The organism is Thermus thalpophilus, assembly GCF_022760915.1.
Classification (GTDB): Bacteria; Deinococcota; Deinococci; order Deinococcales; family Thermaceae; genus Thermus; species Thermus thalpophilus.
Genome location: NZ_JAKTNS010000043.1, coordinates 1 through 15,294 on the forward strand (window position 1 = coordinate 1; position 15,294 = coordinate 15,294).

At 66.1% G+C, this 15,294-nt stretch carries 18 protein-coding genes; 10 read left to right on the forward strand and 8 right to left on the reverse strand.

From position 1 onward, the window contains the following. Positions 1-151: 151 nt before the first annotated feature. Positions 152-613, reverse strand: coding sequence for a transcriptional regulator NrdR (gene nrdR, locus L0D17_RS11670; protein ID WP_039459674.1), 462 nt, complete (start codon positions 611-613; stop codon positions 152-154). Then, complete coding sequence (locus tag L0D17_RS11675) at positions 610-1,317, reverse strand: SDR family NAD(P)-dependent oxidoreductase (RefSeq protein WP_243095471.1); 708 nt, start codon at positions 1,315-1,317, stop codon at positions 610-612. The genes nrdR and L0D17_RS11675 overlap by 4 nt, the downstream gene beginning before the upstream one ends. Positions 1,318-1,345: 28 nt before the next feature. Here L0D17_RS11675 and L0D17_RS11680 point away from each other — a divergent pair, with 28 nt between their 5' ends. Next, positions 1,346-1,825: a macro domain-containing protein gene (locus L0D17_RS11680; protein WP_243095472.1), complete on the forward strand. Its 480-nt coding sequence runs from the start codon at positions 1,346-1,348 to the stop codon at positions 1,823-1,825. Positions 1,826-1,872: 47 nt separating this feature from the next. Here L0D17_RS11680 and L0D17_RS11685 read toward each other — a convergent pair whose 3' ends face one another. Next, positions 1,873-2,730: a putative Ig domain-containing protein gene (locus L0D17_RS11685; protein ID WP_243095473.1), complete on the reverse strand. Its 858-nt coding sequence runs from the start codon at positions 2,728-2,730 to the stop codon at positions 1,873-1,875. 30 nt (positions 2,731-2,760) lie between these two features. Here L0D17_RS11685 and dcd point away from each other — a divergent pair, with 30 nt between their 5' ends. From dcd to trmH, 5 genes are read left to right on the forward strand one after another with little or no spacing between them, the layout of a single operon-like run. Beyond that, positions 2,761-3,306: a dCTP deaminase gene (gene dcd / locus L0D17_RS11690; RefSeq protein ID WP_039459679.1), complete on the forward strand. Its 546-nt coding sequence runs from the start codon at positions 2,761-2,763 to the stop codon at positions 3,304-3,306. A 3-nt stretch (positions 3,307-3,309) separates the two neighbouring features. Beyond that, a complete protein-coding gene (locus L0D17_RS11695) occupies positions 3,310-3,912 on the forward strand; it encodes a peptidylprolyl isomerase (protein ID WP_243095474.1) in 603 nt (200 codons plus the stop codon). Further along, positions 3,909-4,988 (forward strand): ATP phosphoribosyltransferase regulatory subunit, encoded by a 1,080-nt coding sequence (locus tag L0D17_RS11700; RefSeq protein WP_243095475.1) that lies wholly within the window; start codon positions 3,909-3,911, stop codon positions 4,986-4,988. Before L0D17_RS11695 ends, L0D17_RS11700 begins: the two co-directional genes overlap by 4 nt. After that, a complete protein-coding gene (gene hisG, locus L0D17_RS11705) occupies positions 4,985-5,608 on the forward strand; it encodes an ATP phosphoribosyltransferase (RefSeq protein ID WP_243095476.1) in 624 nt (207 codons plus the stop codon). The genes L0D17_RS11700 and hisG overlap by 4 nt, the downstream gene beginning before the upstream one ends. After that, positions 5,592-6,167, forward strand: a complete 576-nt coding sequence (trmH, locus tag L0D17_RS11710; protein ID WP_243095477.1) for a tRNA (guanosine(18)-2'-O)-methyltransferase TrmH — start codon at positions 5,592-5,594, stop codon at positions 6,165-6,167. Before hisG ends, trmH begins: the two co-directional genes overlap by 17 nt. Here the strand turns inward: trmH and L0D17_RS11715 are convergent. Next, the gene (locus tag L0D17_RS11715; RefSeq protein ID WP_039459687.1) at positions 6,157-7,110 is read right to left on the reverse strand and encodes a branched-chain amino acid transaminase; all 954 of its coding nucleotides are present in this window, start codon (positions 7,108-7,110) and stop codon (positions 6,157-6,159) included. The genes trmH and L0D17_RS11715 overlap by 11 nt on opposite strands. Beyond that, positions 7,097-8,050 carry a hydrogen peroxide-inducible genes activator gene (locus L0D17_RS11720; RefSeq protein WP_243095478.1) on the reverse strand — a complete coding sequence of 318 codons (954 nt, stop codon included), beginning with the start codon at positions 8,048-8,050 and terminating at the stop codon, positions 7,097-7,099. The genes L0D17_RS11715 and L0D17_RS11720 overlap by 14 nt, the downstream gene beginning before the upstream one ends. A gap of 107 nt (positions 8,051-8,157) precedes the next feature. Here L0D17_RS11720 and L0D17_RS11725 point away from each other — a divergent pair, with 107 nt between their 5' ends. Further along, positions 8,158-9,066, forward strand: coding sequence for a manganese catalase family protein (locus L0D17_RS11725; protein WP_039459689.1), 909 nt, complete (start codon positions 8,158-8,160; stop codon positions 9,064-9,066). Positions 9,067-9,069: 3 nt separating this feature from the next. Here L0D17_RS11725 and dprA read toward each other — a convergent pair whose 3' ends face one another. Continuing rightward, the gene (dprA, locus tag L0D17_RS11730; RefSeq protein WP_243095479.1) at positions 9,070-10,071 is read right to left on the reverse strand and encodes a DNA-processing protein DprA; all 1,002 of its coding nucleotides are present in this window, start codon (positions 10,069-10,071) and stop codon (positions 9,070-9,072) included. An 82-nt stretch (positions 10,072-10,153) separates the two neighbouring features. Between dprA and era the strand changes: the two genes are divergently transcribed. The 3 genes from era to L0D17_RS11745 are packed head-to-tail and all read left to right on the forward strand — an operon-like array spanning position 10,154 to position 12,795. Further along, on the forward strand, positions 10,154-11,059 hold the full coding sequence (gene era, locus L0D17_RS11735; RefSeq protein WP_243095480.1) for a GTPase Era: 906 nt from the start codon (positions 10,154-10,156) through the stop codon (positions 11,057-11,059). A 44-nt stretch (positions 11,060-11,103) separates the two neighbouring features. After that, on the forward strand, positions 11,104-11,985 hold the full coding sequence (locus tag L0D17_RS11740) for an acyltransferase (RefSeq protein ID WP_243095481.1): 882 nt from the start codon (positions 11,104-11,106) through the stop codon (positions 11,983-11,985). Beyond that, positions 11,986-12,795: a HesA/MoeB/ThiF family protein gene (locus tag L0D17_RS11745; RefSeq protein WP_243095482.1), complete on the forward strand. Its 810-nt coding sequence runs from the start codon at positions 11,986-11,988 to the stop codon at positions 12,793-12,795. Positions 12,796-12,834: 39 nt separating this feature from the next. On the opposite strand, the gene L0D17_RS11750 is transcribed toward L0D17_RS11745, so the two are convergent. Together L0D17_RS11750 and L0D17_RS11755 are read right to left on the reverse strand one after the other, a co-directional pair. Continuing rightward, positions 12,835-13,965, reverse strand: coding sequence for a citrate synthase/methylcitrate synthase (locus L0D17_RS11750; RefSeq protein WP_243095483.1), 1,131 nt, complete (start codon positions 13,963-13,965; stop codon positions 12,835-12,837). Between the two features lie 52 nt (positions 13,966-14,017). Continuing rightward, positions 14,018-15,163 (reverse strand): class I SAM-dependent rRNA methyltransferase, encoded by a 1,146-nt coding sequence (locus tag L0D17_RS11755; protein WP_243095484.1) that lies wholly within the window; start codon positions 15,161-15,163, stop codon positions 14,018-14,020. Between the last annotated feature and the right edge of the window lie 131 nt (positions 15,164-15,294).

Sequence of the window (15,294 nt, forward strand, 5' to 3'; positions counted from 1 at the left end):
CACGCCGCCAGCGTTCACCCTGAGCCAGGATCAAACTCTCCACAAAAAAGACGCCATGATGGCGTTAGATGCGTGCTTGCGCTGACCTCCGCTCTCCCCTTTTCAAGATCCCCCTGCTTGGGCTTTCGCCCGCGCAGCAAAAGCTATCCTATCAACCCCCTTCCTTCTTGTCAACACCCTCTAGGCGGCGGATCTCCTCAATGAAGCGCTCCACGGAGTCAAACTCCCTGTAGACGGAGGCAAAGCGGATGTAGGCCACGTGGTCTAGGTCGCGCAAAAAGGCCATGGCCTTGAGGCCGATCTCCTCCGAGGTGATCTCCGGGCCCGCCACCTGGTCCTCAAAGGTGTATGCGAAGCGCCGCAGGGCCTCCTGGTCCACGGGCCGCTTTTCGCAGGCCAAGAGGAGCCCCCGGAGGAGCTTGTCCGGGTTGAAGGGCTCCTTGCGCCCATCCCGCTTCACCACCATCAGGGGCTCTAGCTGCGTGCGCTCGTAGGTGGTGAAGCGGCGGCCACAAGCGGGGCACTCCCTGCGGCGGCGGATGGCCGCCCCCTCGTCGGAAGGGCGAGAGTCCACCACCCGCGTGTCGGGATGGCCGCAGTAGGGGCATTTCATGGGACTTCTCGCAGGAGCTCGTAGACCTCGGGAGAAGTAGGGGGCTCGGGAAGCTGCACCTCCAGCACCACCCCCCGGATGCCCTCCGAAACCATGGAGCCGAGGCCCAAGGCGGCCCGCACCAGGGCCTGGTCGTAAGCCTCCCCCACGGGATCGCGGGAAGGCACCACCCCGTTCACCCGCACCCCGGGGAAGGTGCGGCTCGCCCCCTCAATGAGCCCTTCCACCGCCTTGCGCACGGAAAGGGTGTGGGGCTCAATCCGGGCCGCGGGCGGCAGGACCAAGGTGACGAAGCCGCCCCCCGCCAGGTGGCGGAGGCCGTGCTGCAAGACGTACAAGCTACTCTTCACGTCCTGGCTCATGAGGTCGTACCACTCCCCTTCCAGGAGTTCCACGAAGGGGGTCTTGCTTTCGGCGGTGGTGACGTGGACGATGCCGTCCAGGAGGCCAAAGAGCTCCTCCACCTTCTCAAAGGTGCTGGTCACGTCCAAGACCACGCTCATATCCCCGCGGATGGGGATGGCGGTGGCCCCCAAGGCCTCCACCTCGGAGGCCACGGAGGTGGCCAGCTCCACGTCCGGGTCCACGGCGATGACCGTGGCCCCGTTGCGCCCGTAGCCGTGGGCGATGGCCCGCCCGAAGCCCCGGCCGGCCCCGGTCACCATGACGATCCGCCCCTCGAGGCCCAGAAGATCCCGTGACATCAGGCCCATTGTAAGGGAAAATGAGGGCATGGCCCGAATCCGCGTGGCCCAAGGGGACATCACCGAGTTCCGGGGGGACGCCATCGTCAACGCCGCCAACAACTACTTGAAGCTGGGGGCGGGGGTGGCGGGGGCCATCCTGCGCAAGGGGGGGCCCTCCATCCAGGAGGAGTGCGACCGGATTGGCAAGATCCGGGTGGGGGAAGCGGCGGTCACGGGGGCGGGAAGCCTGCCCGTGCGCCATGTGATCCACGCCGCCGTCTTAGGGGACGAGCCGGCGAGCCTGGAGACGGTGCGCCAAGCCACCCGAAGCGCCTTGGAGAAGGCGGTGGCGCTGGGCCTGAAAACCGTGGCCTTCCCCCTCTTGGGCACAGGGGTAAGCGGGCTTCCCGTGGCGGAGGTGGCCCGGGTGATGCTGGAGGAGATCAAGCGGGCGCCGGACACCCTCGAGGTCACCCTCTACGGCTACCGGGAAGAGGACGCCGAGGCCATCCGCCGGGCCCTTTAACAAGGCCCCCACCCCAGGCTCCAGGGAAACGTCGGGCACCGCTTCCTTTACGGTGCCTTCTCCTCCCCTTCCGGGCTGGCGGGAGCCTGTTTGGAAAAGTACCCCTCACCCAGGGCCTTTAGGTCCTCGCCATCCACCTTGCCGTCCCCGTTTACATCCCCCTTGAGCCCCTGGCCCTCCTTGCCCAGGTTCTGCGCCACCTCCCAAAGCGAGGCGAAGGGCTTGCCCCGAGGCAGGGCCTGGCCCACGGGCTTCCCCTCCTTGTCGTAGAGGACCACCTTGGGGGAAAGCCGGGGGGTGAGGGGCTTTGCGGGGGTGAGGAGGAGGCGGAGGACCTCCTGGTCCTTCACGGGCTTGGCGAAGGCCATATCCAGGCGGAGGAGGCCCGTCCCCGGGTCGTAGTCCAGAAGGTGGGCGGGGCTCGCCGCCTTCAGGCTTTCCAAGGCGGGGGTGAGGTCCTTTAGGGGAAGCTCCAGTTGAAAGCCCACCGCCTCCCGCACCTCCACCCGGGCCAGGAGGAGGAAGGGGGCCTCCACCTGGGCCTGGGGGGCCACCAAGGTGAGCCTGGGGGGTGGCGGATCGGAAACGCTGAGGGTGAGCTTTTGGGCCCGGCTGTTCTTGGCCCCGTCCTCCACGGTGAGGATGAGGGGGAACTGGCCCTTCTCCTTGGGCACGCCGCCAAGCCGCCCCCCCTGGAAGGTGAGGCCCTGGGGGAGCTTGCCCTCCAGGCTGAAGGTGTAGGGCCTCACCCCCCCTTCGGCGCTGAAGGTGGCGCTGTAGGGCTCGCCCAGGTAGGCGGGAGGCAAGGAGGTGGCGGTGAGGCGGAGGGCCTCGAGGCCCGTCCCCGTGGGGTCTTGGGTGCCGCAGGCGGCCAAGAGGATGAGAAGGGCCCAGGCCTTGCGCATAAGGAAAGTCTAGCCGCTATAGTTGAAGGCATGATTAAGCCGGACTGGTGGATCCGGGAGATGGCCAAAAAGGGAATGATTGAGCCCTTTGAGGAAAGGCTCGTGCGGGAAGGGGTCATAAGCTACGGCCTTTCCTCCTTCGGCTACGACCTGAGGGCCGCCCCGGAGTGGAAGATCTTCACCAACGTCTTCTCCACGGTGGTGGACCCCAAGGGGTTTGACGAGCGGAGCTTCGTGGAGTACGAGGGGGAGGAAGTCATCATCCCCCCCAACTCCTTCGCCCTTACCCGAAGCATAGAGTACATCCGCATGCCCGAGAACGTGATCGCCATCGCCCTGGGCAAGAGCACCTACGCCCGCTGCGGCATCGTGGCCAACGTCACCCCCTTGGAGCCTGGCTGGGAAGGGCACGTGACCTTGGAAATCTCCAACACCACCCCCCTTCCCGCCAAGGTCTACGCCGGGGAAGGGATCGTGCAGATCGTCTTCCTGGAAGGCCCAAGGCCCGAGGTGACCTACAAGGACCGCAAGGGGAAGTACCAGGGGCAAAAGGGCATCACCCTGCCCCGGGTGTAGGCTATGGGGGTGCGCATCCTCCTTTTACTCCTCGCTTTCCTTAGCGCCTGCAAGGGTGAGAGCATGAAACCCCTTCCCTACCTTTCGGAAAAACCGGTGCGTTCCTTCCAGGCCCCCGAACCGGTGCTGGAACCCGGCAAGGACTACTACGCCCGCTTGAAGACCACCAAGGGGGAAATCCTCCTAGACCTCCTGGAAAAAGAGGCGCCCAACACGGTGAACTCCTTCGTCTTCTTGGCCCTCCACCGCTACTTTGACGGGGTGGTCTGGCACCGGGTCATCCCCGGGTTCGTGGCCCAGACCGGGGACCCCACGGGCACGGGCCGGGGTGGGCCTGGCTACACCTTCGGCCTGGAGATCGCCCCGGGCCTGGCCTTTGACCGGGAGGGCATGGTGGGCATGGCCCGCACCCAAGACCCCAACTCCAACGGGAGCCAGTTCTTCATCACCTTGGCCCCCACCCCCCACCTCACGGGCCAGTACACCCTCTTCGCCAAGGTGGTGGAGGGGATGGAGGTGGTGCGCCGCCTCGCCTCCACAGAGGGCCCGGGAGCAGGAGGGGAGCGGGACCGGATCCTGGGCGTGGAAATCCTTGTGAAGGAATGATCCCCGAGGGCACCCGCTTCCTCCTCCCCCCCGAGGCCAGGCTGAAGGCCGAGCTCCAGGGGCGGCTTCAGGCGCTCTTCCTGCGCCACGGGTACGAGCCCGTGGAGCTTCCCGCCCTGGAGGTCTACGACCCCCACCACCCCCTGGCGGCACGGGCCTTCAAGCTGGTGGACAAGACGGGGGAGGTCTTGGCCCTAAGGAGCGAGTTCACCACCCTTTTGGCCAAGCTCCTAAGGCCCCACCTGGAGGAGGGGGTCCACCGCTTCCAGTACGCCGGAGCCCTGTGGCTTCGGGAAGGGGACGCGGAGCTGGGGCGGCTTCGCGAGTACACCCAGGTGGGGCTAGAGCTCATCGGGGTCACGGGGCCCAAGGCGGACGCGGAGGTGTTGCACCTGGCCTTCGCCGCCCTCGAGGCCTTGGGCATAGAAGGGGTGGTGGAGGTGGGGCTTCCGAGCCTGGTGGGCGAGGTGCTCCGGGCCTCGGGACTGCCGCCAGGGGCCAAGAAGGCGGCGCAGGCAGCCATCCACCGCAAGAACCTCCCCGAGCTCACCGCCCTCCTCGCCCGCCACCCGGTGCCGGCGGAGATCAAAAAGGCGCTTCTGGCCCTCCCCGACCTCTACGGGGAGCCCGAGGTCCTCCAGGAGGCCCAAGCCCTCCCCCTTCCCCCGCGGGCCCAGGCGGCCTTGGCGGGGCTGGAAGCCACCTTGGCCCTTCTGGATAGGCCCGTCCTCCTGGACCTGGGCATGGCCCGGCGCTACGAGTACTACTCGGGCATCTTCTTCCGGGCCTACACCCCGAGCTTCGGCCTCCCCCTTTTGGGAGGCGGGCGGTACGACGGGGCCCTTTTGCCCCAGGCGGCGGGCTTCGCCCTGGGGGTGGAACGGGTCTTGGAGGCGCTCAAGCCCCCCCAGGTGGAAGCGCCCCCCGAGGTCTTGGCCCTGGACCTCAAGGCCCTCCGCCGCTTCGCCCGGGAAAAGCGGGTGGAGCTTTTCCACGGGGACGACCCCGTGGCCTACGCCAAGGCCAAGGGCATCCCCTTCCTGGCGGAAGGGGAACGCATCTGGGAGGTGCCGTGAAGCGCTACGCCCTCACCGTGGCCCTGCCCAAGGGGCGGATGTTCCAGGAAGCCTACGAGGCCCTGCGGCGAGCGGGCCTTCCCCTTCCCCCCATCCGGGACGCCCGGGCCCTCCTCCACGGGGAAGAAGGCGGCGTGGCCCTTCTGGAACTCCGCAACAAGGATGTGCCCGTCTACGTGGACCTAGGCATCGCCGAGATTGGGGTGGTGGGGAAGGACATCCTCCTGGACTCGGGGCGGGACCTCTACGAGCCCGTGGACCTGGGGTTTGGCGCCTGCCGTCTTTCCCTCATCCGGCGCCCCGGGGACACCTCCCCCATCCGCCGCATCGCCACCAAGTACCCGAGCTTCACCGCCCGGCTCCTGCGGGAGCGGGGCTGGGTGGCGGACGTGGTGGAGCTTACCGGCAACATTGAGCTGGCCGCGGTCACGGGCCTGGCGGACGCCGTGGTGGACGTGGTGCAAACCGGGGCCACCCTAAAGGCGGCGGGGCTTGTGGAGGTGGAGATCCTGGCCCACTCCACCGCCCGGCTCGTGGTGAACCGCCAGGCCCTGAAGCTCAAGCGCTCGCTTATAAAGCCCCTGATCGCTAAGCTTAGAGAGCGTGACGGAGACCCGTAGAAGGCGCATAGAAGAAGTCCTCAAGCGGCGGCAACCCGACCTCACGGTGCTCCTGGAAAACGTGCACAAGCCCCACAACCTATCCGCCATCCTCCGCTCCTGCGACGCCGTGGGGGTGCTGGAGGTCCATGCGGTGAACCCCACAGGGGGCGTGCCCACCTTCAACGAAACCAGCGGGGGAAGCCACAAGTGGGTCTACCTCCGGGTCCACCCGGACATCCAAACGGCCTTCCGCTTCCTCCGGGAGCGGGGCTTTAGCGTCTACGCCACCGCCCTAAGGGAGGACGCCCAGGACTTCCGGGAGGTGGACTACACCAAGCCCACCGCCATCCTCCTGGGGGCGGAGAAGTGGGGGGTTTCCGAGGAGGCCCTGGCCTTGGCGGACGGGGCCATCCAGATCCCCATGTTCGGCATGGTGCAGAGCCTCAACGTGAGCGTGGCTGGGGCGGTCATCCTCTTTGAGGCGCAACGGCAACGCCTAAAAGCGGGGCTATACGAGAAGCCCCGCCTAGACTCCGAGCTTTACGAGAGGGTGCTCCAGGATTGGCTCAGGAAGTGACGTAGGTGAGCCACCCCTCGTACTCCGGCCGCCTCCCCGTGACCGCCTCCAAGTAAACCTCCCGCAGGCGCAGGGCGATGGGGCCCGCCGTGCCGGAGCCGATGGGCCGCCAGTCAATCATGGACACCGGGGTCACCTCGGCGGCGGTGCCGGTCATGAAGACCTCGTCCGCCATGTAGAGCTGGTCGCGGGTGGCCCGCACCACCTGCACCTCGTAGCCCAGGTCCTTGGCGATGCGGATCACCGAGTCCCGGGTGATGCCCTCGAGGTTCACCGAGTGCTCCAAGGCGTAGATAACCCCGTCCCGCACGAAGAAGAGGTTCTCGCCGCTCCCCTCGGCCACGTAGCCCTCCTCGTCCAGCAAAAGGGCCTCGTCGGCCCCCGCGGCCACCGCCTCCATCTTGGCCAAGGCGGAGTTCACGTAGTTGCCCCCCACCTTGGCCTTGCCTGGCATCACGTTGGCGGGGAAGCGGGCCCAGGAGCTGGTGATGAGCTTAGCCCCTTTGCGCACCGCCTCCTCCCCCAAATAGGCCCCCCACTCCCAGGCGGCCACCATAACCTCCGCCGGGTTGTTGGGCAGGGGGTTCACCCCGAGGGCCTTGGCCCCCATCCAGGCTAGGGGGCGGATGTAGCAGCTTTTGTAGCCGTTTTTCCGCACCACCTCCCTGATGGCCTCCTCCAGCTCCTCGGGGGTGAAGGGGATTTCCATGCGGAGCACCTTGGCGGAGTTATAAAAGCGCCGCACATGCTCCTTTAGGCGGAAAATGGCGGGGCCTTTGGGGGTTTCATAGGCCCGGATGCCCTCAAAGACACTGGTCCCGTAGTGCAAGGCGTGGCTTAGAACGCTGGTCTTGGCCTCCTCTTGGGGTACCAAAGCCCCGTTCATCCAGATAAGCCCGGCTTTGATGTGCACGTCCCCGCCTTTGGCCTCAGGCTTGGTCATGGCGAACCTCCGCCCCCATCATAACGCCTTCTTCCTTCGGGGAAAAAAGGCGTAGCGCGGGGAAGACCTCTTGGGCCTCCTGCGCCAGGGCTTGGGCCACAGGGGCCTTGAGGCTTCCTTCCCGCAGAAGGAGGTACACCGTGCGCCCCGCCCCCGGGGGCAGAAGGGGCCTCAGGTGGACCCGCTTCTCTGGAGGTAACGTCCAAAGGGCCACCTCTGGCAGAAGGGTAAGCCCGCCCACCTCCTCCACCAAGCGGACCAGGGTTTCCAAATCCCCGCTTTGGAACTCCACCGCCCGCTTGGACAGGCTAGGGCGGCACACGGAGAGTACCTGGTCCCGGAAACAATGACCCTCGGAAAGAATCCAGGTATCCTCCAAGGGGATCTCCAAGGGGTGCAAGGCCTCCCTGGCGTAAAGGGGGTGGCGCGGCGAAACATAGGCCAAAAAGCTTTCGGAAAAAATGGGCAGGGCTTGGAGGCCCGGCGCCCGTTCTTCGGTACCCACCAGCCCTGCATCCAACCGCCCTTCCAGAATGCCCGCCACAATCCCCGGGGTGAGCTCCTCCCGGATGGAAAAGGTCAGGGCCGGGTACCGCGCCACCCACCGGGGAAGGAGCCGAGGAAGGAGATAGGGGGCTAAGGTGGGGATGACGCCCACGCGAAAGGGACCTTGGAACACCCCTTCCTGGCCTCGAGCCAGGGCTACAAGGCGCTCCACCTCCTCCAGCACCCGCCGCGCCTGAGCCACCACCGCCTGCCCCACCTCCGTGGGCGATCCCTTCCTGCGGTCAAAAAGCCGCACCCCTAAAGCCTCTTCCAGCTTGCGGATCTGCACGCTTAAAGCGGGTTGGGTGAGGTACACGCGTTCCGCCGCCCGAGTGAAGCTTCCCTCCTCGGCCAAGACCACCAAGTAGCGCAACTGATCCAAGGTGGGTCCCATAGCAATATTTTATGGTAAGAGGAACCATAATCTATTGGACTTATAGATCCCGCCCGTCTAAGGTGGAAAGTGCCAGGCGGGAAAACCCCCTGGCAAAGGAGGTGGGTATGTTTCTGAGGATAGATCGGTTGCAGATTGAGTTGCCCATGCCCAAGGAGCAGGACCCCAACGCCGCCGCGGCGGTGCAGGCCCTTCTGGGCGGGCGGTTCGGGGAGATGTCCACCCTGATGAACTACATGTACCAGTCCTTCAACTTCCGGGGGAAGAAGGCGCTCAAGCCCTACTACGACCTCATCGCCAACATCGCCACGGAGGAGCTCGGGCACATTGAGCTCGTCTCCGCCACCATCAACAGCCTCCTGGCCAAGAACCCCGGCAAGGACCTGGAGGAAGGGGTGGACCCCGTAAGCGCCCCCTTGGGCTTCGCCAAGGATGCCCGCAACGCCGCCCACTTCATCGCCGGAGGAGCCAACACCCTGGTGATGGGGGCCATGGGCGAGCACTGGAACGGGGAGTACGTCTTCACCAGCGGCAACCTCATCCTGGACCTTCTGCACAACTTCTTCCTGGAGGTGGCGGCCCGCACCCACAAGCTCCGGGTCTACGAGATGACGGACAACCCCGTGGCCCGGGAGATGATCGGCTACCTCCTGGTGCGGGGCGGGGTCCACGCCGCCGCCTACGGCAAGGCCCTGGAAACCCTCACCGGGGTGGAGATGACCAAGATGCTCCCCATCCCCCGCCTAGAGAACAGCAAGATCCCCGAGGCCAAGAAGTACATGGACCTGGGCTTCCACCGCAACCTCTACCGCTTTAGCCCCTCCGATTACCAAGACCTGGGCCTCATCTGGAAGGGCGCCTCCCCCGAGGACGGGACCGAGGTGGTGGTGGTGGACGGCCCCCCCACGGGCGGCCCGGTGTTTGACGCCGGCCACGACGCCGCGGAGTTCGCCCCCGAGTTCCACCCGGGTGAGCTCTACGAGATCGCCAAGAAGCTCTACGAGAAGGCAAAGTAAGGCTTAGCCTGGCCCGTAGCGCCCTCCCGGCAGGGCCCGGGCCAGGCCTTTTAGCTCTAGTAGGGTGAGGAGGGAAAGCACCCGCTCCGCAGGCATCCCCAAGGCCTGGGCCAGGTCCTCAGGAAGGGCTTCCCCCTGGCGGAGAAGGACGCAAAGGGCCTCCTCCTCCGGGGAAAGCCCGGGGGGAGCCTTGGGCTTCGGGGCGAAACCCAGGTAGGAGAGAACGTCCTCGGCGGAAAGCACCGGGTACGCCCCGTCCTGGATGAGGCGGTTGGCGCCCAAGGAAGCGTCGTCCGTGGGGCGGCCTGGCACCGCCAGCACCTCCTTGCCCAGTTCCAGGGCGTAGCGGGCGGTGATGAGGGCCCCGGAGTCCAGAGGGGCTTCCACCACCAAAACCGCCCGGGCAAGCCCGGCGATGAGGCGGTTCCGCCGGGGGAAGAACTCCGGCTTCGGCCCCGTTCCCAAGGGAAACTCGGAAACCAGGTCCATGCGCCCCGCCAAGGCGCGGTGTTCCGGGGGATAAACCCGGTCCAAGGCGCTCCCCAAAACCCCTAGGGTCCGCCCGCCCCCTTCCAAGGCCCCCAGGTGGGCCTCCCGGTCCACGCCCCGGGCGAGGCCCGAAACCACCCATACCCCCGCCTCGGCCAGCTCCCGGGCGAGCCTCCGGGTGAAGCCCAAGGCCCAGGCCGAGGCCCGGCGGGTGCCCACCACGGCCACCGCCTTTTCCTCTTCGGGAATCTCCCCCTGGAGGTAGAGGTGGGTGGGAGGCTGGGGAAGCCGCTTTAGGCCTTCGGGAAACCCTTCTTCCCAGAGGCCAAGGATGCGCACCCCCAGGGCCTCCGCCCGCCTTCGTTCCCCTTTTGCCCGCCCTTCTGCCTCCCGGTAAAGGGCCGCGGCTTGGGGAAAGCGCTCCCGCAGAAAGCCAAGGGGGTCTTCCTGGGCCAGCACTTCCAAAAGCCGCTTGGGCCCAATCCCGGGAAGGAAGGCCAAGGCCAAGGGGTCCACGGCCTGGAGTATACTGGAAAGCCTGGAAGGTCCGGCTTCCGCCCCTTGCGGGCAATCCCAGGGAGCCGGGATCACCTGAACCATGAGCGAGAAGACCTATTCCGGATTTGTGGCCATCGTGGGCAAGCCCAATGTGGGCAAGTCCACCCTGCTCAACAACCTCCTGGGGGTCAAGGTGGCCCCCATCAGCCCCAAGCCCCAAACCACGAGGAAGCGCCTTCGGGGCATCCTCACGGAGGGGAAGCGGCAGATCGTCTTCGTGGACACCCCCGGCCTGCACAAGCCCATGGACGCCCTGGGGGAGTTCATGGACCAGGAGGTCTACGAGGCCTTGGCGGACGTGAACGCCGTGGTCTGGGTGGTGGACCTACGCCACCCCCCCACCCCGGAGGACGAGCTGGTGGCCAAGGCCCTCAAGCCCCTGGCGGGCAAGGTGCCCATCCTCCTGGTGGGGAACAAGCTGGACGCCGCCAAGTACCCCGAGGAAGCCCTAAAGGCCTACCACGCCCTCCTGCCCGAGGCTGAGCCCAGGACGCTTTCCGCTTTGAACGAAAGGCAGGTGGCGGAGCTCAAGGCGGAGCTTTTGGCCCTTTTACCCGAAGGTCCTTTCTTTTACCCGGAGGACTTCGCCAAAAGCGACCAGGAGTTTGGAGAATGGGTGGCGGAGATCATCCGGGAAGAGGCCATGAAGCGGCTTTGGCACGAGGTGCCCTACGCCATCGCCGTGAAGACGGAGGAGGTGGCGGAGCGGGAGAACGGGGTGCTCTACATCAAGGCGCTCCTCTATGTGGAGCGCCCCTCGCAAAAGGGCATCGTCATCGGGGAAGGGGGAAGGAAGCTCAAGGAGATCGGCCAGGCGGCGAGGAAGCAGCTGGAGGTTTTCCTGAACCGGAAGGTGTATCTGGACCTCGAGGTCAAGGTCTATCCCGACTGGCGCAAGGACCCCGAGGCCCTGAGGGAGCTGGGCTACCGCTCTTCCGTAGGGTGAGCCCAGGGGTTTTCCCTGGGGCAAGGGAGGGTTAGCATAACCCTATGCCTTGGCTCCTTCCCCGCCAAATCGCCCCCCTGCACGAAAAGGCCCTGGAGCGCTTTCTGGGAAGCCTGGTGGAAAGGCTTGCCGACCCCAACGTGGACCGGAATGCCCTGGTGCGGGAGGAACTCGCCCGCCTCCTCTACGGTCAGCCCTACGCCGAGCTTCTGGAGACAAACCCCTTGGCCGCCTTAGGGCTGGACCCAGAGGGGATCACCTTTGAGGCGGAGTACTACGCCGCCACCGACCTAGAGAAGTTTCGCAAGGTGAAGCCCCTCCTTTGGTTCTGGAAGGTGCTGGACCTCACTCCCCTCGGCCAGTCCGTCCACTCCGGGGTGGCCATCAGGCGAGCCCTAGCCCCTTTCATCTTCAAGCGGGTGGGGAAAAACCCCAAGTTCTTCCAGAACGTGGAGTTCTCCGTGGGCTACAACCTGGAACTCGGGGATGACGTGGTGGTCCACCGCTATGTCCTTTTGGACGACATCGGGGGAATCAAGATCGGCGACAGAACCTCCCTTTCAGACTACGTGAATGTCTACAGCCACACCCACCACGTCCTGGCCTCTCCCGACGTGACCCTCAAGGAGACCATCATCGGCGCCGGGGTGCGCATCACCTACCACGCCACCATTCTGGCTGGGGTGCGCATCGGGGACGACGCCATGGTGGGCACGGGGGCCGTGGTCACCCGTGACATCCCGCCCCACGCCATCGCCCTAGGCATCCCCGCCCGCCCCGTGCGCTACAAGGTGCGCCACGACTGCCCCTACTGCCGCAAGGGGGAGCCCCACCCCTCGGACCTCATCCCGAAGCTCCCCGACCGCAAGGGCAACCCCGACTACCCCGACTTCCTTCCCCCCGGCTTCGGCACCCGGGAGGCCTAGATGTGGACCAAGGAGGAGCTGGACCGCTACCACCGGCAGATGATCCTGCCCCAAGTGGGTCCCGAGGGGCAGGTGCGGCTTAAGGAAGCCTCCGTGGCCGTGGTGGGGGCCGGGGGGCTAGGGGTGCCGGTTTTGCAGTACCTGGTGGCGGCGGGGGTGGGCCGGGTGGGGATCGTGGAGATGGACCGGGTGGAGCTTTCCAACCTCCACCGCCAGGTCCTCTACGCCACGGAGGATGTGGGCAAGCCTAAGGCCCTGGCGGCCAAGGAGCGCCTTTTGGCCCTAAACCCCTTGGTGCGGATTGAGGCCTACCCGGTCCGCCTCACCTCGGAAAATGCCCTGGAGATCCTGAAGGACTACGAGGTCTTGGTGGACGCCTCGGACAACTTCCCCACCCGCTACCTGGTGAACGACGCCGCCGTCCTCCTCAACAAGCCCTTGGTGTTCGGGGCCATCTACCAGTTTGACGGCCAGGTGGCGGTCTTCCACCACCCCACGGCGGAGGGCGAGATGGGCCCCTGCTACCGCTGCCTCTTTCCCAAACCTCCGCCTCCCGGCTCCGTCCCCTCCTGCGCCGAGGCCGGGGTGTTCGGCGTGCTCCCGGGCGTGGTGGGGGCGCTCATGGCGGCGGAGGTCCTAAAGATCCTCTTGGGCCTCGGCAAGCCCCTTTCGGGCCACCTCCTCCTCTACGACGCCCTGGAGGTGGGCTTCCGCAAGCTTACGGTGCGCCGCAACCCCGCCTGCCCCGTGTGCGGGGACCACCCCACGCAACGGGAACTTATTGACTACGAGGCCTTCTGTGGCATGTAAGAAGGGCTTGGGGCGTTAGGCCCCAAGCCCGCAGAAACCTTAGCGCTCTTCCAAGGGGATATAGGGCCTATCCAGCTCGCCAATGTACTTGGCGTCGGGGCGCAGGAGGCGATTGTCCAGTTCCTTGTACTCCAGGATGTGCCCCACCCAACCCGAGATGCGGGCCACGGCGAAGATGGGGGTGAAGAACTCCAGGCCAAAGCCCAGGTCGGAGTAGACCACTCCCGAGTAGAAGTCCACGTTGGGGTAGATGCCCCGGGGGTTTAGGACCTTCCCCGCCTCTTCCTCTACGATCTTGAGGATCTGGTACTCCTGGGAGTGGCCGTGCTTTTCCGCCACCAACCGGGCTAAGCGTTCCAGGACCCCGGCCCGCGGGTCAAAGGCCTTGTAAACCCGGTGGCCCATGCCCATGATGCGCTCCTTCTTGGCGAGCTTCTCCCGCACCCACTCCCGGGCCCTTTCCGGGGTGCCGATCTCCCGGATCATCTTCATCACCGCCTCGTTGGCCCCGCCGTGCCGGGGGCCCTTCAGGGAAGCCACAGCGGCGGTGATGGCGGAGTAGAGGTCGGTTTCCGTGGAAAAGGCGGCGATGGCGGTGAAGGTGCTGGCGTTGAAGCCGTGCTCCGCGTGCAGGATGAGAGCGGCGTCCATGAGCCGCTCCTGCTCGGGGGAGGGCTCCACCCCGTTCGCCATGTAGAGGAAGTTGGCGGCGTGGGAGAGGTCCTCCCGGGGCAGGATGGGCTCCTTGCCTTCCTTAAGCCGCTTGTTGGCGGCCACGATGGTGGCGAACTTGGCGATGAGGTCCAGGCCCTTTTGGTACAAGGCCTCCTTGGAGATGTCGCCCTCCGTGGGATCCAGCATTCCCAGCTCGGACACGGCGGTGCGCAGGAAGCTCATGGGATGGGCGGAGGTGGGGTAACGGCGGAAGGAGGTAAGGAGGTGCTCCGGCAAGCCCCGGCGGGAAGCCAAGTCCCGCTTGAACGCCTCCAGCTCTTCTCGCTTGGGAAGTCTGCCGTGGAGGAGGAGGAATGTGGTTTCCTCAAAGGTGCTCTTCTCGGCGAGCTCCTGGATGGGGATGCCGTAGTAATAAAGCTTTCCCGCCTCCCCGTCAATGAAGCACATCCGGCTTTCCGTGAACAGGACGCCTTCTAGACCCCGCGCTACTTCCATACTGGCCTCCTTTTCCGCACCCCAAGGGTGCTTCGCCTTCCATCATACCCCCTTAAAGGGCGTCTTCCTGCAGGATGAGCGTCTTGAGGTAGAGGCTTTCCGGCACATGGAGGCTCCAGGGATGGTCCCTGGGTTGGTAGGTGACGGCGTGCACCCGCAGGCGCAGGCCCAGGTCCCCAGCCGCGCGGCGGGCCACCTCCAGGAGGTCCTCCACCTTGAGGTAGTAGCTGCAGGCGGAAAGCCAAAGGTAGCCCCCAGGGGCGAGGAGCCGTAAGGCTTCCCGGGTGAGGTCCACCAGGTGGCGCTTCATGGCGGGAAGCTCCTCCAGGCGCTTCACCAGGGTGGGCGGGTCCAGGAGGACGTGATGGAAGGACCCCTGCAGGCCCCGCAGGACCTCGAGGGCCTCCCCAGCCCGGATATCCACCCGTAGCCCCGCCCGTAGGGCCGCCCGGTCCAAGACGGAAAGGGCCTGTAGGTCCTTGTCCACCGCCAGGGCGTAGGCTCCTTTGCGGGCCGCCCGAAGGGCGAAGCCCCCCACGTAGCTGAACACGTCCAGCACCCGCTCCCCCGGCCGCACCATGGCCTCAAAGAGGCGGCGGTTTTCCCGCTGGTCCAGGTAAAAACCGGTCTTTTGGGCTAGGGCCATGGGGATGGAAAAGAGGAGGCCATCCTCCTCCACCTCCAAGACCTCGGGCACCTCCCCGTAGACCACCCCCACCCGCTCCGGGAGGCCCTCCTGCCGCCTGTTCTCCACGTCGCTCCGCTCGTAGACCCCCTTGGGGAGGGTGGCCTCGAGGAGGGCCGGGAACCACACCTCCCTTAAGGCCTCCATCCCCCGGGTGCGCACCTGGAGGACGAGGACCTCGCCAAAGCGGTCCACCACGAGCCCCGGAAGCCCGTCCGCCTCCCCGTGGACGAGGCGAAGGAAGGCCCCAAGCCCCTCCCGCTTCGCTAGGGACTTTTGGAAGCGAGCGAGGAAGAAGCGCCGGTCCAAGGGTCCCGGGTCAAAGCGGAGGGCACGGAAGGGGGCCTTGGAGCGGGGATCGTAGTACCCCACCGCCAGGAAGCTCCCGTCCTGGGCCACCGCCTCCGCCACCCCTGCCTCGGGGGGAGCCTCTTGGATTTCGTCCCGGTAGAGGTTGGGGTAGAAGTTCTTGAGCTTCCGCTCCTTGCCTGGCCGGACCACCACCCGCAGCACGGCCTCAGGATACCCCGAAGCCCCCTAGGGCCTGGCCCTGAAAAGGAAGCCCCCAAAGCGGCACGCCTCCTGCCGTGGGCTTGCCTAGTAAATTGCCTTGTACCCCGGAGGGGGCGGGAGAAGGGAGAGAA